This window comes from Janthinobacterium sp. PSRC1-1, assembly GCF_049897525.1.
Classification (GTDB): domain Bacteria; phylum Pseudomonadota; class Gammaproteobacteria; order Burkholderiales; family Burkholderiaceae_D; genus Janthinobacterium; species Janthinobacterium tructae.
The window spans coordinates 161,586-180,463 of sequence record NZ_JAFCWK010000010.1 but is presented as its reverse complement, the minus strand read 5'-3'; the positions used below and the strand labels follow the sequence as shown (position 1 = coordinate 180,463).

Here is an 18,878-nt window from a genome sequence, read left to right as displayed (position 1 = left end):
CCATCGCCACTTTTTTTGCGGCAAAGCCCGCGCAATAGGCGAAAGTGCAAAACGCGCGCCGCGCATACGCTTTACAATCCTCGCTCGCTTTACAAAATATTGGTCATCATGAATCAGGCAGAACAGCAGCGCCTCCTGGCTATCCTGGAGTATTGGCACAAGATCGAATTCTTTATCCCGTTTGACCTGAATCAAATCACGGACGTTGAAGACCAGTCCACCGTGCGTCTTTTGCACCGCGAACAGCTGGCGCAATTGCCGCCGCAGTTCGCCACGCAGTGGCAAGTGCCTTCCGACCGCGAGATCGACGGCTTTTCACTGTTCCTCGGCGTGTTCGACAAGGCCGAAATCAACAAGGCTTGCCCGCCGGCCAACGGCCCGGAAAACATCGCCGACACAGAAAAAACAGAACTGCTGGGACGCTCGTGCTTTGCCCGCCTGAACCTCAATGCGCTGGGCGAGCCGCAGTTCGATCCCGTGTCCGTATCGACGTTACCGTGGGCGCTGGGCCGCGCGCGCACGCCGGACTGGTCGGGCCTGAGCCTGGACGCCTTCAGCGACAGCCAGCTGGTGCTGCAAGACAGCTTGCGCAATTTCGCGGCAAGCCGCGCCGCGCAACAAGTGACGGACGAGGCGGGCAATGTCGCATCGCCCCTGTCCGGCATGGAAATCGCGGCCCTGGCCGACCTGCTGCGCGACTGGGCCGGTTTCCACCCGTCCGCCGGCCAGCCGCTGGCCGTGCTCGAATTGCGCACGCGCAAGAAACGCGCCGCCGTGGCGGAAGGCGACCTGGCTGAGACCAGCCAGAACCGCACGCTGGACTTCGGCGACGCGGTGGAACCATCGATCGATATCCTCAACAGTTTTTACCTCGACGACCTGGAACAGATCATCCGCGCCGTGCGCGGCGGCAAGCTGCCCGCCACCGTCGCCGCCTACCTGACGCCGCTGGCGCAGGATGAGCGCATCGACCTGTACAGCCCGGCCGGACGCCAGGCGCTGGCCGCCATGCTCAATCCAGGCAATATGAACCGCGGACACTGGCTGGAAGACGCCAGCTACGCCATGAGCCTGATGCAGCAGTTCGCCATCCATGGCGCGCGCACGGGCTTGAGCGAGCGCGGCATCTTTTCCGTCAACGGCCCGCCCGGCACGGGCAAGACGACCTTGTTGCGCGAATTGTTCGCCGACAACATCGTGCGCCGCGCCAGCGTGCTGTCCTGCCTGGACCGCGCCGGCGACGCCTTCATCGGCAAGGTGGCCGTGGCCTTCGAAGGCGTGCGCGACCCGATCACCATCGCCCGCTTGCGGCCCGAACTGACGGGCTTTGAAATGGTCGTCGCCTCGTCGAACAATGCGGCGGTGGAAAACATTTCCGGCGACTTGCCGAAACCGAAACAGCTGGGCAAGGAATGGGCGCGCACGCGCTATTTCGAAAGCGTGGCGCGCCGGGTCGTGGCCGACGGCAATGGCGCCAACCGCGCCCTGGCCGAACAAGAGGCACCATGGGGCTTGATGTCCTGCGCGCTGGGCAATAGCGCCAACCGCCGCCGCTTCGTCAGCAATTTCTATGACGACGACTGGGATAAAACCACGGCGCGCAAGACGCCGAACGCACAGAATATCCGCCAATGGCTGGCCAGCTACCAGGGCGTGAGCTTCGCCCAGGCGGCGCGCGAGTTTCGCGAGACGGAACACGTGGTGGAAAAGGCCCTGGCCGAGCACGCCCAGTACGCAGCCCTGTGGCAAGCCGTGGGCACCTGCACGGAAGCCGACTTCATTGCGGCCAGCCAGCAGGCGCTGATTACTGCCGAGCAAGAGATGGATGCGGCGAATGGCGCCCTGTCCGGCGCGCTGGCGCAGCAGGACACCCTGCTGGCCAGCAAGAAGGAATTGCTGGAAGAGGAACGCCTGGTGGCGCTGACGCAACCGGGGTTCTTTGCCCGCCTGTTCCGCACCGCCCCGGCGCGCGCCTACAAGGATGCCGTCATCGCCAATGCCGAGGCACAGCGCCAGGCCGCGCGCGACGTGTCCGCCATCAAGCTGCTGCTGAAGGGCGAACTGGAGCCGCGCTGCGAGCGCGCCCGCAACAGCCTGCACATCGCCCTGCGCACGGCGCAGTCGCGCCAGCGCGAATGGGATGACAGCACGGAACTGCTGCGCCGCGCGCGCATGCGTTTCCCCACCATCATCGCCCCGGCCACCCTGGACGAGCTGGACGGCGACGCGCTGCAAATTGGCGGACTGTGGCATGAACCGGCGCTGGCGCGCCTGCGCTCGCGCCTGTTCGCCAAGGCCCTGGCCCTGCATGAAGCGTGGCTGGCGGAAGTGGCGAAGAAGGGCGGGCCCGGCTTTGGCGGCAACTTGCTGGCCGTATCGAAATTGCTGAAAAACAAGCGCGCCTATGACCAGTCGCACATCGCCATGGTCTGGCACAGCCTGTTCATGGTGGTGCCCGTCGTGTCGACCACGTTCGCCTCGTTCGCGCGCCAGTTCCAGGGCATGGGTCCGGAATCGCTGGGCTGGCTGTTCATCGATGAAGCGGGCCAGGCCGTGCCGCAGGCGGCGCTGGGCAGCCTGTGGCGCGCCAAGCGTGCTGTCGTCGTGGGCGACCCGCTGCAGATCGAACCCGTGTTCACGGTGCCGGGCCGCCTCGTGCAAACCTTGTCGGCCCTGTCGCCGCACACGCAGGATGGCAGTTACGCGCCAACGTCCGTGTCCGTGCAGACGCTGGCCGACAAGGCCAACCGCTATGGCGCAGTCGTCGGCGCCGGCAGCGCCCAGCCGCTGTGGATCGGCAGCCCCCTGCGCGTGCACCGCCGCTGCGTCGAGCCGATGTTTTCGCTGGCCAACAGCATCGCCTATGAAGACAAGATGGTCTACGGCTTGAGCGACCGCACGCCGCCGGCCAATGCGCGCGGCCTGACGCGAGGCCCGAGCCGCTGGATCGACGCCGTCGGTCCCGTCAGCTACAAGCAGGTGGTGCCCGTGCAGCTCGATTTCGTGCTGGAAGTGCTGCTGAAACTGTATCGCCGCGACGGTAAGCTGCCCGACATGTATGTGATTACACCGTTCAAGGCCGTGCGCAACGAATTGCGTTCGCGCATCGTCGATATGGACTGGGACCGTCGCCTCGGCTACGGCAAGGCACCGACGGCGCGCGAATTGCGCCAATGGAGCAGCCAGATGGTAGGCACCGTGCACACCTTCCAGGGCAAGGAACAAAGCGTGGTGATGCTGGTCCTCGGCGCCGACGACAGCACGGCCGGTGCCGCGCAATGGGCGGCGGCCACGCCGAACCTGCTCAATGTGGCCCTGACGCGCGCGCAACACCATGTGTACATCGTCGGCAACCCGCTGCTGTGGGGGCAGTTGCCGCACTTTGCGCCGGCGTGTGCACAATTGCCGCATACGGGCATGCATGAATTCCTCGTGGAAATGGGCTGACGGCCCCGAGACCATGCGGAACCACGTAATCCGACAATATTATTGGCGGCTCTTGTCGGATTACGCGTGGCTTCGCCTCGCTAATCCGACCTACCCTGCGCCGGAATGCGGCGTAGGTCGGATTAGCGTAGCGTAATCCGACACCACCCCAGTCAATTACGCCGGAAAAACCAGGGTAAACGTCGTGGCGGCCGCGTCGGACGCGACTGTCGCGCTGCCGCCGTGCAATTGCAGGATGGCCGTGACGATGGCCAGTCCTAATCCTGTGGAAGCGGCCGAGTCGCTGCGGGCCGGATCGGCGCGGTAAAAACGCTCGAACAGGTGCGGCAAATGGCGCGCGGGGATGGCCGTCCCCAGATTGGTGACGCTGAGTTCCATGCCCGCGCCCGTTTGATGCGAACGCAATATGATCGTGCTGCCCGGCGCCGCATGGCGGATCGCATTCGACAGCAAATTGCCCAGCGCGCGGCGCAGCAGTTGCGGCTCGGCCGTCACATTGCCGCTGCCGTGGCAGGCCAGCGCCAGCTCGCGCTCTTCGGCCAGGCCTTCAAAGAAATCGGCCAGGCGCAAAAACTCGTCCTGCACGGGCAAGGTCTGCTTGACGAGCACCATTTCATCCTGCTGCGCGCGCGCCAGAAACAGCATGCTGTCGATCATGCGCGACAGCCGTTCCAGCTCTTCCACATTCGACGACACCAGTTGTTCATACTCGTGCGCACTACGGGGGCGGGCCAGCATGACCTGGCTTTGCCCCAGCAGATTGGTGACGGGCGTGCGGAATTCATGCGCGAGATCCGCGGAGAACTGCGACAGCCGCGCATAGCCTTCCTGCAGCCGCGCCAGCATGGCGTTCAAGGCCTGGATCAGGGGCAGCAATTCCGTGGGCGCATCGCGCGCCTCCAGTTGCTGCTCCAGCTTGCCGGGCCGCACCAGGGCCGCATGCGCGGCGATATTGCGCAGCGGCCGCAAGCCCCGCAGCAACATCATGCTGGCCAGCACGGCCGCCACCAGCGCGCTGATGGCAACCGACACGACGATCTGCCAGCGATAGGCGGCAAACATGGCCGTGCGGTCGCCGTAGACGCGGGCCACGAAAATGTCGGCCATCTGCGCCGGGTCGCCGATGCGCGCGCTTGCCGCCACGACCCTGGCTGGATAGCCGTCGCGGCTGGTCCAGCTGACGATGTCGCTGTTTGTCACGGGCGCATCGACGGCCACGGGAACAGCATGCGCCACCGTCTCGCCATGCGGATTGACATCGATCAAACGCGTGCCATCGGCGCGCACGATGCGCACCAGCGAGTTCTCTTGCCCGCTCATGGTGTCGCGGAAATACTGGGGCCGCTCGCGGATGATGTCGAGGGTGCCCGCATTGCCGAGTAATTGCTGGATCTGCCGCAGTTTGCCCAGCAATAAAATATCGTCGCGGCGCTCGATTTCCGCCACAAAAGAGCGGTACAGATGCATGCCCAGCCCGGCCGACACGAGCGCCACGATCAGCACGAAGACGAGCGTGACGCGCAGGGTCAGCGAGCGGCGCAGTTCTGCCAGCTTCATGCGCTGGCGCCGCTGTCTGGCGCGGATGGCGCGCGCAATTCGCAGACATAGCCCATGCCCCGCAAGGTGTGGATCAGCTTGGGTTCGAACGGGTCGTCGAGCTTGCTGCGCAGGCGGCGGATGGCCGCGTCGATGACGTTGGTGTCGCTCTCGAAATTGATGTCCCACACTTGCGAGGCGATGATGGAGCGCGACAGCACCTCGCCCTGGCGCCGCGCCAATAAATGCAGCAAGCCGAATTCCTTGGCCGTCAGGGTGATGCGCTGGCCTTGCCGGCTGACCTTGCGTTTCATCACGTCGATTTCCATGTCGCCGATGCGGATCACGTCATCTTCACGCGGCGGTCCGCGCCGCAGCAGGGTGCGGATGCGCGCCACCAGTTCGGCAAACGCGAACGGTTTGACCAGGTAATCGTCGGCGCCCAGTTCCAGGCCTTTCACGCGGTCCTGCACTTCGTCGCGCGCGGTCAGGAAAATCACGGGCACGTCCGCGCCGCCTTCCTGCAAGCGCAGCGCGCGCAGCACTTGCCAGCCATCCATGATGGGCAGCATGACGTCGAGCACGATCAGATCGGGCGCGTCCGAACTCGCCATGTGCAAGCCGTCGCGACCGTTGCGCGCCAGGCTCACCGTGAAGCCGGACTCGGCCAGGCCACGCAGCAAATAGTCGCCCGTCTTCGGTTCGTCTTCAATGACCAGGATGCGCATGGGTGGGGCTTTCGTGTGAGATGTTGAAGCATTTTACGCCGCGCGCAGACCGCCGCGGATGATAAAAATGTCATGCGGCGATCATCTTCTCGTAGGGCAACACTGGCCATACTGGCGCCACCTTATTCAACGGACCGCCCCATGAAAACCCTGTTACTCGGCAGTACCCTGCTGTGCCTGCTGGCCAGCCCCGCCCACGCGCAGCTGCGCAAGGTCGATGAGCTTTCTCTGGCAGCGGCCAAGCAGCTGGCCGATGCGGCCATGGCCGCTTGCCAGGCGCAAGGACGGCACATCGTCGTCACCGTACTGGACCGTGGCGGCAATATCGTGACCGTGCAGCGCGCCGATGGCGTCGGCCCGCACAACACGCAGGCCAGCCGGCGCAAGGCCTACACGGCCCTGTCGACGAAAAACGATACCCAGGCACTGGCCGTGGCCGCACGCGGCAATCCCGACATGGCCAATTTGACGACACTGCCGGAACTGTTGCTGCTCGGTGGCGGCCTGCCCTTGCGAGCCAGGGGCGAAGTCGTCGGCGCCATCGGCGTGGCCGGTGGCGGTGGCGCCCTGCAAGACCGGGCCTGCGCCCATGCCGCCCTGGCCGCCATGCCAGAACTCGATTCCCCCACCCTTTGAAAGAGACAATGATGACTTACCTGAAGAAAATCAGCGCCGCCCTGGCCTTCGCCAGCCTGTCCGGCATGGCCCTGGCCGCCGCCAATCCCTTGAGCGTGCACATCCTCGACTTGCAGAGCGGCCAGCCGACGGCGGGCGTGACGGTGACCCTGGAGCAAAAGCGGGGGACTGACTGGAAGCAATTGAGCAGCGCCGTGACGAATGCGCAGGGGCGCATCGCGGCCATGTATCCGGCCGAGACGCCCATGCAGGCGGGCGATTACCGCATCGTGTTTCAAACGGGCGAACACTATGCGCGCCTGAAACAGGAAACCTTCTTCCCAGAAATTCCCGTGCAATTCCACGTGGAAAAGACTGACCAGCACTATCACATTCCCTTGCTGCTCAGCCCTTTCGGCTTTTCCACGTATCGCGGTAACTGACCGTTGATCAGGCTACCGTTTTCGCCGTCTGGCCGAACAGCACGCTTTTCGCATCGCCGCTGACGGTGGGCTGCACGTTGATTTCCGCCGCACGCGCATACGCGCGCACGGTGGCGGGACGGGCGGCGATGGCCGCGAACCAGCGCGCCAGGTGCGGAAAATCCTCCAGCGTCTGGCGCTGGCGCGCGTGCGGCACGATCCACGGATAAATCGCCATGTCGGCGATGGAATACGTGTCGCCGGCAACGAATGCGCGGTCGGCCAGGCGCTTGTTCAGCACGCCGTAAAGGCGGTTCGTTTCGTTGACGTAACGCGTGATGGCATACTCGATGGGTTCAGGCGCATATTGCACGAAATGGTGGTTTTGTCCGGCCATGGGACCAAGCCCGCCCATTTGCCAGAACAGCCATTGCATGACTTCGGCGCGCCCGCGCACGTCCGCCGGCAGGAACTGCCCGCTTTTCTCGGCCAGGTATTGCAAAATCGCCCCCGACTCGAACAGGGACAGGGGCGCGCCGCCATCTTCCGGTGCCTGGTCGACGATGGCGGGAATGCGGTTGTTGGGCGCGATGGCAAGAAACTCGGGCTTGAACTGCTCGCCCTTGCCGATGTGGACGGGAATGATGTTGTAGGGGATGCCCGCTTCTTCCAGGAACATCGTCACTTTGTGCCCGTTGGGCGTGGTCCAGTAATACAGGTCGATCATCGTCGTCTTTCAGCTCGTTGGCATGGGGAGGGCGTAACTATTGTCGCGCCGCAACTGGTGTGCATGGATATAATGCCACGTAAGCGAAAAACAAGACGGCACCCAGGCGGCGCAAGCTTTCACTCGCCCCGTCACGCAGGCATCCCGACATTCCAGAGCACAAACAAAGAAAGCCGACCATGCGCAAACTCCTGATCGTCATGCTGTCCGTCCTGCTGTCAGGCTGTGTCCAGGACTTCGCCATCTATATGTTCGACGGGCAAGAGCATTCCCTGACCGTGCGCCGCCAGCAACGTTATTTTTGGCAAGATAGCGTGGAAGTGCAGCTGATGGCCACCAATTTGCCGCAATGCCAGCGCCTGCATATCCTGTCCACCGATGCACCCGCCGACATCAAGGTGGAGCTGTTCGCAGCCGGTGATGGCCTGTGGAATATCCGCATGGGCAAACAGTTGTGGCAGGCGGAAACGAATACCTGCAATGCGCTGACGGAAATGGAAAACGACCCGAAAGCCGACCTGGGCCAACCGGTCGGGCAATTCGTGGTCGTCGATGACAAGCTGGAATTCGAGCCGGCGCCGCCGGCCCAGTAAATCAGCGCGCCGCCAGGCTGCGCTGCGGCTTTTTCGCCACGGCGCGTGGCGCGCCAGCCGAACTGCCCGCCAGGCGCGACGCCGTCGCCGGCTCCTGCGCCGACAGCTTGAAGCGCGTCACCAGTTGCGCCAGCACGGCCGCCTGGTCCTGCATGCTGGACGCCGCTGCCGCCGCCTCTTCCACCAGTGCCGCATTTTGCTGCGTCACGCTATCCATTTCCGTGATCGCCTGGTTGACGTGGCCGATGCCGGTGCTTTGCTCGTGCGAGGCGGCCGTGATGTCGGCCATGATGTCGGTCACGCGCGACACGGAAGCCACCACCTGATCCATGGTCGTGCCCGCCTGTGCGACGAGGGCGCTGCCAGCCGCGATGCTGTCGACGGAAGCGCCGATGAGTTCCTTGATTTCCTTCGCCGCGCCGGCCGAGCGCTGCGCCAGGTTGCGTACTTCCGACGCCACCACGGCAAAGCCGCGGCCCTGCTCGCCGGCACGCGCCGCTTCCACGGCCGCATTCAAGGCCAGGATATTTGTCTGGAAGGCGATGCCATCGATGACGCCGATGATGTCGACGATCTTGCGCGACGAGGCGTTGATGGTGTCCATGGTGCCGATCACTTGCGCCACCACGGCGCCGCCCTGGCGCGCCACGGCCGAGGCGGACTGCGCCAGTTCATTCGCCTGCACGGCATTGCCCGCGTTTTGCGTCACGGTGGAGGTCAATTCCTCCATCGAGGCCGCCGTTTCTTCCAGTGAACTGGCCTGCATTTCCGTGCGCGCCGACAAGTCCATATTGCCGCTGGCAATCTCGCTCGATGCCGTGGCAATCGTTTCGGCACTGTGGCGGATTTCGCTGATCGCGTCGACCAGGTTGGCCTGCATGGTTTTCATCGCATACAGCACGCTGTGGCGGTCTTTGGCGTGCGTGCGCACGACGCCGCTCAAGTCGTTATTCGCGATCTGGGCAGCCACGTCGGCCGCATATTCGGGATCGCCGCCCAGCGCATGGCGCAGGCTGCGGTTGATCGCCACGACGACGGCGGCCAGCAAGCCGCACACCAGCAGCAGTACGCCCAGCGAGGTGATCAGCGACTGGCGGAAGGCCGCGTCGATATCATCCATGTACACGCCCACCACGATGGTCCAGCTCCACGGCTTGTAGGCCACCACGCGGCTCATCTTCGGTTCGGCGTTCTTCTGGCCGGGACGGGGGAAATAATAGTGGACGAAGCCCTTGCCCGCATCGCTCTTGCCGACGGCAACGATGTCGCGGTACAGATAGGTGCCGTTGGCATCTTTAAAATCCGCCATGTTCTTGCCGTTGGTTTGCGGCGCGGCGGGATTCATCACGACAACGGCGTCGAAGTTGATGATGGACAAATAACCGGTCTCGCCAAAGCGCATGCTCTTGATGACGGCGCTGGCCTGCTTCTGCGCCTCTTCCTGCGTCAGGGCGCCGCTGGCGGCCAGGTCGCCGAACATCTTGACGGCGCCCAGGCCCAGATCGGCGGCATTACTCAGGTCGGCGCTGCGCTCTTCGATGCGGATCTTGCGAATTTCCAGGGCGTTATAGACAAAAATAACGGTGATGCACAACAGGCTGCAAATCAGGGGGATCCATAACTTCTGCTGGAACGTCAATTTCTTCATGCTGTGTCTCCAACTCTCTATAGTGCGGCGAAGGGGCGTGGCCCGCTTCCAGCTCGGCTGGCCAGAATGCGGCGGCGACGGTGCTCTGGCGGCACCGTTCAGACGACTCCAGCATACGCTCGAACGACCGATATTTACAATGCCGGGAAGCAATGATTTTTGCCCGGTGTTGTTAATGGGCTGCGACAATTGATGAGAATTGATGCTGCATTGCGGCAAAAAAGCATGCAGATAGGCATCGGCAAGGCAGGCGGGGGTGACGTGCGTGTGTCAAAATGCACACCGGCCGATACACGACGCACTACGACGAATCACGAAAGAACAGCATGACCAAGAATGAAGCCATGAAACGCATCAACGACCGCCTGGGCAAACCCACCCTGACGGACAAGAACACGCATTTTGCCAGTGTCGCCAGCTATGGCACGGACGAAGGCTGGTGGCTGAAGATCCCCTTCCTGACCTTCAAGCAGGAATTGCACTTCATCCTCAACAATGAGAAAACAAAAAGCTTCCAGCACCTGAAAATCGGCGCCAACCAGATCCTCAGCCCCGGCATGCGGTTCCGCAGCACGGGCGGCGCCGCCGACGCCTTCATGTCGACCTCGGCGCCGAAGCGCCTGGTCGACTTGCTAGACGGCGGCAGCAAGTACAACTTTACAAAACACTTCGTCAACGACTACCGTTACTGATGCGCGGCCGTGCCGCCATCGCCTGGCGGCAGTCGCGGCGGCAGCCAGGCCCTGAGCAAATGCTGCGCGATGTCGAGCGCGTCGTCGCGGCTGGTGCCGAAATGCAGGGGATAGCCCCAGAACTGGCCGAACATGACGGCGAAGGCCTTGCCGGCCAGGCGCTTCGCGGCGCTCGCTTCGACCAGCACCATGCCCTGGATATACGCGCGCAGGGCGGCCTTGTGCCGCTTCATCCACAGTACGGCGCGCTTGCGCTCTTCCTGAGGATGCGCATGCCCCTCTTCGTCCAGGCCCTCTTCGCTGAGGATGACAAACGCCTGCTGGCGCGCCAGCAAGTCCTCGAACTGGGCGAACAAGGCATCGTCGGGGCTGCTGGAGGCGCTGTCGCGGCGCATCCAGACGAGGGGGAAATCGGTGATATCGAGTTGCATGGGAGACTCCTTCAAGGGGTTGCCGTTCCTCCTGGCCTTCATCAGAACACAAGCGGCGGCGGTTACCGTTGAAGCGGGGCTGCGGATGCCCATACGATAGCGTTGGCGGCATGGCGCGTCATTGCATAAAATGGCCACAATATTATTCAATCCAGCCAAAGTCTTCCCATGCCCCATCCCCTCTTGCCCAGCATGCTGATGGCCCACCTGGGCCTGGACGTCGGCGCCTCCATCATCGATTTCGACGTCGATGGCGTGCTGCGTCCCTTGTTGGCCGTGGGCCTGGCCAGCGTGCGCGAGGACGCGGAACAGGCACCGCACCAGCACCGCAAGGGGCAGTTGCTGTATGCCACGCGGGGCGTGATTCATTGCGAGGTGGAAAGCGGTGTGTGGATCGTGCCGCCCCAGTGCGCCGTGTGGATACCGGGCGGCCTGATGCACGCCGCGCAGGGCGTGGGCGAGGCGCAATGCTATTGCCTGTTTGTCGAGCCGGCCATGGCGCCGGCCTTGCCCGCCGTCTGCTGCACCGTGGCCGTCTCGCCCTTGCTGCGCGAACTGATCGCCAAGGCGGCCGGCTTCCCCACCCTGGCCGCGCTGCACGGCGCGCAGGAGCGCCTGGTGGCCACCCTGCTCGATGAGTTGGCCACGGCGCCGGTGGAAGACTTGCATTTGCCGATGCCGCGCGATGCGCGCCTGCGCCGCCTGGCCGCCCTGCTGCTGGCGCAGCCGGCCGACAAAAGCACCCTGGCCGAATGGGCCAGGCGCATCGGCATGAGCGAGCGCAGCATGACTCGCCAGTCACTGGCGGAAATGGGCATGAGCGTGGGCCGCTGGCGTCGGCAATTGCACGTCATCCTGGCCTTGCAACGGCTGGCGCAAGGGCGCAGCGTGAAAGCCGTGGCGCTGGAACTCGGTTATGAAAACACCAGCGGCTTTGTCACCATGTTCCGCAAGGCGGTGGGCAAGCCACCAGCGCGTTATCTGGCGCAACGGGAATCCGGAAGACTATAAAAAAAGGCGGCATCCGCCGCCTTCGTCCTGCATCGTCACCTAAATAATCAAACTTCGCGCGCCAGGGCCAAAAATTCCGTGCGCAGCGCCAGGTTCGGCTGCATCTCGCCCAGCATCGCCGAGGTGATGGTTTCTTCGCCCGGCGTGCGGATGCCGCGGCTTTCCATGCACAGGTGACGGCAGCGTACGACCACGCCCACCGATTTCGGTTCCAGCACTTCCATCAGCGCATTGGCGATCTGCATCGTCATGCGTTCCTGCACTTGCAGGCGCTTGGAGAAGCAATCGACCAGGCGCGTCAGTTTCGACAGGCCAACGATCTTGCCGTTGGGTACATAACCGATGGTGGCCTTGCCAAAGAACGGCGCCAGATGGTGTTCGCAATGGCTGTAGACGGGGATACCGCGCACGACGATCAGCTCGTTATACTGTTCCGCGCCATCTTCAAAGGCTTTCAGCAAGTCCACCGGGTCCTGGCCATAGCCGGACGTCCAGTGCTTCCACGCCTTGGCCACGCGCGCCGGCGTTTCCAGCAAGCCAGGACGCTGCGGGTCTTCGCCAAAGCTGCTGATCAGCCGGCGCCAGTCGTTTTCGGAGAATTCTTCTTGAGACATGCTACACCACCCTAAAATTTACAATTGCCGCCAGTATATAGAAAATGCGGCAAGCTGCCCGGGCAGCCCCCGCTTTACGCCACTGCCGGCGGGCGGTGCGCCCGCACCAGCAACGCCGAAATCGAGACGCTGGAACTCGCTTCCGGCCAGGCATCGCCGGGGCCGAACCAGCGCGCTTCGGCGATCTCGTTCTCGTCCAGACGGATCTCGCCGTCGAGGTAATCGGCCGTAAACGCAATCATCAGCGAATGGGGAAACGGCCAGGACTGGCTCATAAAGTACTGCAAGTTATGCACGCGCAAGCCCACCTCTTCCATCACTTCGCGGTGCACGGCTTCCTCGATCGATTCGCCCGCTTCCAGGAAACCGGCCAGCGGACTGAAGCGCTGCGATGGCGAATGCTTGTGCATGGCCAGCAGCACGGAATCGCCCTTGCGGATCAGCACCATCATGGCCGGTGAAATGCGCGGATACGCCAGCATGCCGCAGGCGGCGCAGGTAAAACAGCGTTCGCCGCGCGTGCGCTGCATGGGCGTGGCGCACACGCCGCAATGGCGATGCGTGCGCGCCCACTCGGCCAGCTGCACCGCGCGGCTGGCCAGGCCCAGAAAGCCATCATCGACGGCATGGAACAGCGAACGCATGCCGTGCCAGGCCAGGGGGCTATCGCCGGGCAGCGCCTCCGCATCGGTCCAGACGGTCTGGCAATAGCGGCCCTGCCACAGGCCCACGGGCTGGGCGCGGCTCAGGTCGATCTCGAGCGCGGCCGCCTCGGCGGCCGTGGGCAGGGTCAGCTCAGGCGACCGCAACAATAAACGCCCACGGTGAAAGACAAACGTCAGCGTCTCAGTGGCGGCCGGGGCCGGTTCGGGTGGGTCGATCAGGGGGACGAAGGCATCGGGAGTCTGCAGCATGCTCGGAAGAAATTTGTAAAGGTTGCTCATCATACTCCCGCTGCCAGACGCTTGCGCGCATAGCAGCGGCGGGGCAGCAAAGCAAGCATTCATGCCCCATGACAGTGTTTTTTTTGCTGCACAACAAATCCGTTGCGTAAATGATACTGATAACGATTCTCATTTACGAAATAGCGCCCAGTTATTACAATACCGCTTATTCCGTCTCCATCGCCAGCCACTTGCCCGCGTGCCCAAGCACAGCGGCGCAGAGCCAGCCAGGAACCACCACCCTGAACTTATCGAGAGAGCAAGATGGCAATCAAGAGCCGCAAACACGCCCCAACCCGTTTCAACCAGCACATCGGCGCCGCCCTGGCCGTGATGCTGCTGCCCGTCGCCGCCCAGGCGGCCGACCCGGCCGGCCAGAGCGCCCCGGCATCGCAGCAAACCCTGAACGAAATCAAGGTCGTGGGCTCCAAGGAAAATGACTTCAAGGCCGAAAAAGCCTCGTCGCCGAAGTACACGGAAGATCTCGTCAACACAGCGCAAACCATCGTCGTGATCAAGAAGGAATTGATCGAACAGCAAGGCGCGCTGACCCTGACGGACGCACTGCGCAACACGCCCGGCGTCGGTACCTTCTTCCTCGGTGAAAACGGCAACACGAACACGGGCGACGCGGTCTACATGCGCGGCTTCGATGCGTCGGGCAGCATCTATGTCGATGGTGTGCGCGACGTGGGCTCCATCTCGCGCGACGTCTTCAACATCGAACAGATCGACGTGCTGAAAGGCCCGGCGGGCACCGACAGCGGCCGCGGTTCGCCGACCGGTTCGATCAACCTGGTCAGCAAGACGGCCACCATGGAAAACAAGTTCAATTCGCTGCTGACGGCGGGCAGCGGCAAGCAGAAACGCGCCACGGCCGACTGGAACCGCATCATCGACGCCGATTCCGGCACGGCTTTCCGCCTGAACCTGATGACGCAGGACAGCGGCAATCCGGCGCGCGACGAAGTCACCAACAAGCGCTGGGCCTTCGCGCCTACCGTCACCTTCGGTATCGGCAAGCCGACGCGCATCACGGCCAGCTACCTGCACGTGGATCAAAATAATGTGCCCGACGGCTTCGTGCCCACCATCGGCCTGCCCGGCTACAGCACGCCGGACAGTATCACGCCGACGAACAAGGTCATCCGCACTTTCCTGAATAGCGCCGCCAAGGTCGATCCGAAGAATTTCTACGGTTCCACCGCGGACCACGACAAGGTCAAGGCCGATATGGCTACCTTGCGCATCGATCATGATTTCTTGCCCAACGTGCAGATTCAGAACACCACGCGCTACGGCAAGACCCAGCAGGATTACCTGCTGACGGCCTTCATGGGCAGCACCGCCAACCTGAAGACGCCGGTGGCTACCGATCCGTCGACCTGGACCCTGGCGCGCTCGCTGCGCACCGTGAAGGATCAGGAAAACACGATTCTGACCAACCAGACCGTGGTCAGCGCGCAATTCGATACGGGCGTGCTCAAGCACTCCGTGGTGGCCGGCGCCGAATTCACCAGCGAAAAGCAGACCAATTACAGCTATGTGCCCGCCAGCCTGGGCACCATGCCGGACGCCAATCTGTACCATCCGGACCCGCGCGCCCCCGTCACAGGCTACCAGCCCGTGCGCAGCGGCGCCTACAGCCAAGGCGAAGTCAACACGCAAAGCGCCTATGTCTTCGACACCGTCAAGTTCGGCGACAAATGGATCTTCAACGGCGGCGTGCGTTTCGATCACTTCAATACCACGTATGACGCCGTCACCCTGCAAACGGCCGTCGCCGCAGGCCAGGTGCAAAAATTGCCGGTGGGCACGCCTATTCCTGTTCACATCACCCTGAACGACACCTTCGCCAACGGCAAGATCTCGGCCCTGTACAAGCCGACGCCGGACAGCAGCGTGTATGCGCTGTGGGCCACCTCGAAGGCGCCGCCGGGTACCAACTTCACGCTGAGCACGGGCGCCAGCAGCGCGCAAAATCCGATCTATGATCCGCAGGAAACCACCACCAAGGAAATCGGCACCAAGTGGGATTTCCTGAAGCAAAAACTGTCGTTCTCGGCCGCCGTCTACCAGACGGACGTGAAAAATGAAGTAGAGCAAGATCCCGTCGACCTGATCTACTATCAGAATGGCAAGAAACGCGTGCAGGGCGTCGAAATCGGCATGGTGGGCGAGATCATGCCGAACTGGCTGGTCAGCGCCGGCTACACGCGCATGAATACCAAGGTCGAGTCGGGCAAGGTCGTCACGGCCAGCGGCATCAATAACCTCAGCTACACGCCAAAACAGGCGTTCACCAGCTGGACTTCGTACACCCTGCCCTTCGGCCTGAAGATCGGCGGCGGCGCGCGTTACGTGGGTGAAATGCTGCGCGGCACCGACGGCGCCGTCGGCACGCCGGCCCGCGTGGATGCCTACTGGGTCTTCGACGCCATGGCAACCTACACCGTCAACAAGAACCTCGACGTGCAGTTGAACGCCTACAACCTGGCCGACAAGACCTATGTGGCGGCCATCAACAAGTCCGGCTTCCGCTACACCCCGGGCCAGCCCCGTTCGTTCAGCCTGACGGCAAATATCAAGTTCTAAACACGCAGCGCGCCATATCAAGCCCCTCTACGGAGGGGCTTTTTTATTGTCCTGATAATCTTGTCTTTTTGCCGCACCACCACCCTGCCGCGACTAGCGTATGAAAAGTCATACAGCGATGGCCCGTCACGTCCAATATTTCGCGCAAGCACGCCAAATTGCGACATCTAAGCAACAAAAAAAGCTTCCTTAAATCAACAACTTAAGAAGTTAGGCCGCAAATTCCCATTTCAGGCATATCCTTTGCTATGTACAGGTTTTGCTGCAAATAATCGCTGGCACGCAAGGGCTTGTTTTTGAGAAATACTGACTCCAAGCTTGAGTTGCTCGCTATCAATAATCCGCTCACAGCGGCGTTTCACCGGAGGAGTCAAAATGAAAAAGAAACGGCCATTAACCCTGTACATCCTGATTGCCATGATCCTCGGCATTGCCGTCGGTTATGGATGCAACACCGCCTTCCCTGATGCCAAGCTCAGCGCTCAGATCGCTGGCAATATTTCCATCGTCACCGACGTCTTCTTGCGCCTGATCAAGATGATCATTGCGCTGCTGGTATTTTCCACCCTGACAGTCGGTATCGCCCACATGGGCGACGGCAAGACGGCGGGCCGCATCGGCTTGAAAGCCATGTGCTGGTTCGTGGTGGCCTCGCTGGTCTCGCTGGCGCTGGGCATGGTGCTGTCGAACCTGATGCAGCTGGGTACCAACCTGGGCCTGCCATTGCCGGACGTACACGCGTCAACCAATTTGAAAACGGCCGCCTTCACCTTGAAAGATTTCTTCACGCACCTGGTGCCGAAGTCGCCGATCGAGGCCATGGCCAACAATGAAATCCTGCAAGTGCTGGTGTTCTCGATCTTCTTCGGCGGCGCACTGGCCGGCCTGGGCGAATCGGGCAAGACCCTGACGGCCGTCGTCGACCAGCTGGCGCAAGTCATGCTGCGCATCACCGGCACCATCATGAACCTGGCCCCGCTGGCCGTGTTCGCCGCCATGGCCTCCGTCATCACCACCCACGGCCTGGGCGTGCTGGTCACGTTCGCCAAGTTCATGGGCGGCTTCTACGTGGGCCTGTTGTGCCTGTGGGCACTGCTGATCGGCGCTGGCTTCGTCGTCATCGGCCCGCGCATCTTCAAGCTCGTCGGCCTGATCCGCGAACCATTCCTGCTGGCATTCTCGACGGCCAGCTCGGAAGCGGCGTATCCAAAACTGCTGACGGCGCTCGACCAGTTCGGCGTGGACCGCAAGATTTCCAGTTTTGTGTTGCCAATGGGCTACTCCTTCAACCTCGACGGTTCGATGATGTACTGCACCTTCGCCGTGCTGTTCATTGCACAAGCCTACGGTATCGACCTGTCGATCGGCACGCAGATCACCATGCTGCTGCTGCTGATGCTGACCTCGAAAGGCATGGCCGGCGTACCGCGCGCCTCGCTGGTGGTGATTGCCGCTACCCTGAACCAGTTCAATATTCCGGAAGCGGGCTTGCTGCTGCTGATGGGCGTCGACCAATTCCTCGACATGGGCCGTTCGGCCACCAACGCGGTCGGCAATGCCGTCGCCACGGCCGTCGTCGCCAAGTGGGAAGGTGGCCTGGCCACCGAGGAAGAAGCCGCCGCGGCCAACGCCGCCAACCAGAACACGGAAAGCCATTGGGGCGAAGCGGATCACGCTAGCAAAGCCTGATAGCGCCATGGCCCGCCACAAGCGGGCCATTTATTTGTTGTCGATGTTGAGTAACAAGCAGTCAGGTAGTGCGATCAGTAGTCATTCCAACTTATTAGAGAGATTTTCATGAAAAAAGTCCTGTTTACCCTGCTGGCCCTTGGCGCAGCTTCCGGCGGTGCGTTGGCGCAATCGAGCGTGACCATGTATGGCGTGGCTGACGCCGGCCTGGTGTTCGACAAGGATGCGGCCGGCGACCGCCTGAACCGCGTCGCTTCCGGCATCGCCTCCGGCTCGCGCATCGGTTTCAAGGGCAAGGAAGACCTCGGTGCTGGCCTGGCCGCCATTTTCGTGCTGGAAAGCGGTTTCAATATCGATACCGGTACCTCGGGCCAGGGCGGTCGGCTGTTCGGCCGCCAGGCATATGTGGGCCTGACCGGCAACGCCGGCGCCGTCACCTTGGGCCGCCAATATACGCCGTACTACCTGGCCCTGCGCGACGTGGCCGATCCGTTTGTCATCGGCCTGGCCGGCACGGCGTCGAACATCATGGCGACGAATTACCGCGTCGATAATATGGTGCAATACAGCACGCCGACCTGGAGCAAGCTGTCGGCCGACCTGGCGTATGGCTTTGGCGAAGTGGCCGGCGACAATGCGAAAAACCGCAGCATGGGCGGCGCCGTGCATTACATCGACGGCCCGCTGAACGTGACCGTGACGCACCACCGCCTGGAAAATCCGCTGGCGATCCTTCATACGCGCAACACCCTGCTGGCCACGCGCTACGACTTTGGCGTGCTGCAAGGCAACTTCGGCTACGCCGACAACCGCGCCTTCGACGACAGCAAGAGCAATGACATCCTCGTCGGCTTCAGCGCCCCGTTCGGCGCCACCAAGCTGGTCGCGTCGTACATCCGCCACAACGACAAGAGCATTGCCAACCGTGACGCCCAGCAGTGGGCCATCGGCGCCTTCTATGCGCTGTCCAAGCGCAGCGACCTGTACACAGGTTACGGCCACATCAGCAACAAGAACGGCGCTCCCTACAAGGTTGGCAATGCCACCGACGATGGCACCGGCACCAGCGGTTTCAATTTAGGTATGCGCCACACGTTCTAAGGACGTCGGCCAAAATCTACTGCGCGGCGCGCTTTGCGGCCGGCGATGCTCACCGTACTAGAGTACGGTTGCGCTTCTCGGCCAC

The 18,878-nt window shown here is 62.6% G+C and carries 16 protein-coding genes; 9 read left to right on the top strand and 7 right to left on the bottom strand.

Annotated elements, in window-relative coordinates; all coding sequences use genetic code 11:
- The first annotated feature begins 108 nt into the window (after window positions 1-108).
- Entirely contained in the window at window positions 109-3,447 is a 3,339-nt protein-coding gene (locus ACP7DW_RS21190) for a DEAD/DEAH box helicase (RefSeq protein ID WP_426056422.1), read from the top strand.
- A 156-nt stretch (window positions 3,448-3,603) separates the two neighbouring features.
- On the opposite strand, the gene ACP7DW_RS21185 is transcribed toward ACP7DW_RS21190, so the two are convergent.
- The gene (locus ACP7DW_RS21185; protein WP_426056423.1) at window positions 3,604-5,004 is read right to left on the bottom strand and encodes a heavy metal sensor histidine kinase; all 1,401 of its coding nucleotides are present in this window, start codon (window positions 5,002-5,004) and stop codon (window positions 3,604-3,606) included.
- Entirely contained in the window at window positions 5,001-5,711 is a 711-nt protein-coding gene (locus ACP7DW_RS21180) for a heavy metal response regulator transcription factor (protein WP_426056424.1), read from the bottom strand. Before ACP7DW_RS21180 ends, ACP7DW_RS21185 begins: the two co-directional genes overlap by 4 nt.
- Before the next feature lie 141 nt (window positions 5,712-5,852).
- Between ACP7DW_RS21180 and ACP7DW_RS21175 the strand changes: the two genes are divergently transcribed.
- Together ACP7DW_RS21175 and uraH are read left to right on the top strand one after the other, a co-directional pair.
- Window positions 5,853-6,347, top strand: coding sequence for a GlcG/HbpS family heme-binding protein (locus tag ACP7DW_RS21175; RefSeq protein ID WP_426056425.1), 495 nt, complete (start codon window positions 5,853-5,855; stop codon window positions 6,345-6,347).
- Window positions 6,348-6,358: 11 nt separating this feature from the next.
- Window positions 6,359-6,769, top strand: a complete 411-nt coding sequence (uraH, locus tag ACP7DW_RS21170; RefSeq protein ID WP_426085164.1) for a hydroxyisourate hydrolase — start codon at window positions 6,359-6,361, stop codon at window positions 6,767-6,769.
- 7 nt (window positions 6,770-6,776) lie between these two features.
- Here the strand turns inward: uraH and ACP7DW_RS21165 are convergent, their stop codons facing one another.
- Window positions 6,777-7,475: a glutathione binding-like protein gene (locus tag ACP7DW_RS21165; RefSeq protein ID WP_426056427.1), complete on the bottom strand. Its 699-nt coding sequence runs from the start codon at window positions 7,473-7,475 to the stop codon at window positions 6,777-6,779.
- Between the two features lie 179 nt (window positions 7,476-7,654).
- Between ACP7DW_RS21165 and ACP7DW_RS21160 the strand changes: the two genes are divergently transcribed.
- On the top strand, window positions 7,655-8,068 hold the full coding sequence (locus ACP7DW_RS21160) for a hypothetical protein (RefSeq protein ID WP_426056428.1): 414 nt from the start codon (window positions 7,655-7,657) through the stop codon (window positions 8,066-8,068).
- Window position 8,069: 1 nt separating this feature from the next.
- Here ACP7DW_RS21160 and ACP7DW_RS21155 read toward each other — a convergent pair whose 3' ends face one another.
- Complete coding sequence (locus ACP7DW_RS21155; protein ID WP_426056429.1) at window positions 8,070-9,716, bottom strand: methyl-accepting chemotaxis protein; 1,647 nt, start codon at window positions 9,714-9,716, stop codon at window positions 8,070-8,072.
- Window positions 9,717-10,042: 326 nt separating this feature from the next.
- On the opposite strand from ACP7DW_RS21155, the gene ACP7DW_RS21150 reads away from it, so the two are divergent.
- Entirely contained in the window at window positions 10,043-10,408 is a 366-nt protein-coding gene (locus ACP7DW_RS21150) for a hypothetical protein (RefSeq protein ID WP_426056430.1), read from the top strand.
- Here ACP7DW_RS21150 and ACP7DW_RS21145 read toward each other — a convergent pair.
- Window positions 10,402-10,839 carry a hypothetical protein gene (locus ACP7DW_RS21145; protein ID WP_426056431.1) on the bottom strand — a complete coding sequence of 146 codons (438 nt, stop codon included), beginning with the start codon at window positions 10,837-10,839 and terminating at the stop codon, window positions 10,402-10,404. The two genes, ACP7DW_RS21150 and ACP7DW_RS21145, sit on opposite strands and share 7 nt — an antisense overlap.
- Before the next feature lie 168 nt (window positions 10,840-11,007).
- On the opposite strand from ACP7DW_RS21145, the gene ACP7DW_RS21140 reads away from it, so the two are divergent.
- Window positions 11,008-11,850 carry an AraC family transcriptional regulator gene (locus ACP7DW_RS21140; protein WP_426056432.1) on the top strand — a complete coding sequence of 281 codons (843 nt, stop codon included), beginning with the start codon at window positions 11,008-11,010 and terminating at the stop codon, window positions 11,848-11,850.
- 47 nt (window positions 11,851-11,897) lie between these two features.
- On the opposite strand, the gene folE is transcribed toward ACP7DW_RS21140, so the two are convergent.
- Window positions 11,898-12,464 (bottom strand): GTP cyclohydrolase I FolE, encoded by a 567-nt coding sequence (folE, locus tag ACP7DW_RS21135; protein WP_035822985.1) that lies wholly within the window; start codon window positions 12,462-12,464, stop codon window positions 11,898-11,900.
- Between the two features lie 74 nt (window positions 12,465-12,538).
- Window positions 12,539-13,378 (bottom strand): NAD(+) diphosphatase, encoded by an 840-nt coding sequence (gene nudC, locus ACP7DW_RS21130; RefSeq protein WP_426056518.1) that lies wholly within the window; start codon window positions 13,376-13,378, stop codon window positions 12,539-12,541.
- Window positions 13,379-13,672: 294 nt separating this feature from the next.
- Between nudC and ACP7DW_RS21125 the strand changes: the two genes are divergently transcribed.
- The 3 genes from ACP7DW_RS21125 (at window position 13,673) to ACP7DW_RS21115 (ending at window position 18,793) form a co-directional block, all read left to right on the top strand.
- Entirely contained in the window at window positions 13,673-16,003 is a 2,331-nt protein-coding gene (locus tag ACP7DW_RS21125) for a catecholate siderophore receptor Fiu (protein ID WP_426056433.1), read from the top strand.
- A gap of 375 nt (window positions 16,004-16,378) precedes the next feature.
- On the top strand, window positions 16,379-17,692 hold the full coding sequence (locus tag ACP7DW_RS21120) for a dicarboxylate/amino acid:cation symporter (RefSeq protein WP_141171056.1): 1,314 nt from the start codon (window positions 16,379-16,381) through the stop codon (window positions 17,690-17,692).
- A 108-nt stretch (window positions 17,693-17,800) separates the two neighbouring features.
- A complete protein-coding gene (locus ACP7DW_RS21115) occupies window positions 17,801-18,793 on the top strand; it encodes a porin (protein ID WP_426056434.1) in 993 nt (330 codons plus the stop codon).
- Window positions 18,794-18,878 lie beyond the last annotated feature (85 nt).

Coding starts and splice junctions, on each gene's coding strand:
- ACP7DW_RS21125 (WP_426056433.1), top strand. CDS start 13,673: ATGGCAATCAAGAGCCGCAAACACGCCCCAACCCGTTTCAACCAGCAC.
- ACP7DW_RS21115 (WP_426056434.1), top strand. CDS start 17,801: ATGAAAAAAGTCCTGTTTACCCTGCTGGCCCTTGGCGCAGCTTCCGGC.
- nudC (WP_426056518.1), bottom strand. CDS start 13,378: ATGCTGCAGACTCCCGATGCCTTCGTCCCCCTGATCGACCCACCCGAA.
- ACP7DW_RS21165 (WP_426056427.1), bottom strand. CDS start 7,475: ATGATCGACCTGTATTACTGGACCACGCCCAACGGGCACAAAGTGACG.
- ACP7DW_RS21145 (WP_426056431.1), bottom strand. CDS start 10,839: ATGCAACTCGATATCACCGATTTCCCCCTCGTCTGGATGCGCCGCGAC.
- ACP7DW_RS21150 (WP_426056430.1), top strand. CDS start 10,043: ATGACCAAGAATGAAGCCATGAAACGCATCAACGACCGCCTGGGCAAA.
- ACP7DW_RS21190 (WP_426056422.1), top strand. CDS start 109: ATGAATCAGGCAGAACAGCAGCGCCTCCTGGCTATCCTGGAGTATTGG.
- ACP7DW_RS21120 (WP_141171056.1), top strand. CDS start 16,379: ATGAAAAAGAAACGGCCATTAACCCTGTACATCCTGATTGCCATGATC.
- ACP7DW_RS21140 (WP_426056432.1), top strand. CDS start 11,008: ATGCCCCATCCCCTCTTGCCCAGCATGCTGATGGCCCACCTGGGCCTG.
- ACP7DW_RS21180 (WP_426056424.1), bottom strand. CDS start 5,711: ATGCGCATCCTGGTCATTGAAGACGAACCGAAGACGGGCGACTATTTG.
- ACP7DW_RS21155 (WP_426056429.1), bottom strand. CDS start 9,716: ATGAAGAAATTGACGTTCCAGCAGAAGTTATGGATCCCCCTGATTTGC.
- uraH (WP_426085164.1), top strand. CDS start 6,359: ATGACTTACCTGAAGAAAATCAGCGCCGCCCTGGCCTTCGCCAGCCTG.
- ACP7DW_RS21175 (WP_426056425.1), top strand. CDS start 5,853: ATGAAAACCCTGTTACTCGGCAGTACCCTGCTGTGCCTGCTGGCCAGC.
- ACP7DW_RS21160 (WP_426056428.1), top strand. CDS start 7,655: ATGCGCAAACTCCTGATCGTCATGCTGTCCGTCCTGCTGTCAGGCTGT.
- ACP7DW_RS21185 (WP_426056423.1), bottom strand. CDS start 5,004: ATGAAGCTGGCAGAACTGCGCCGCTCGCTGACCCTGCGCGTCACGCTC.
- folE (WP_035822985.1), bottom strand. CDS start 12,464: ATGTCTCAAGAAGAATTCTCCGAAAACGACTGGCGCCGGCTGATCAGC.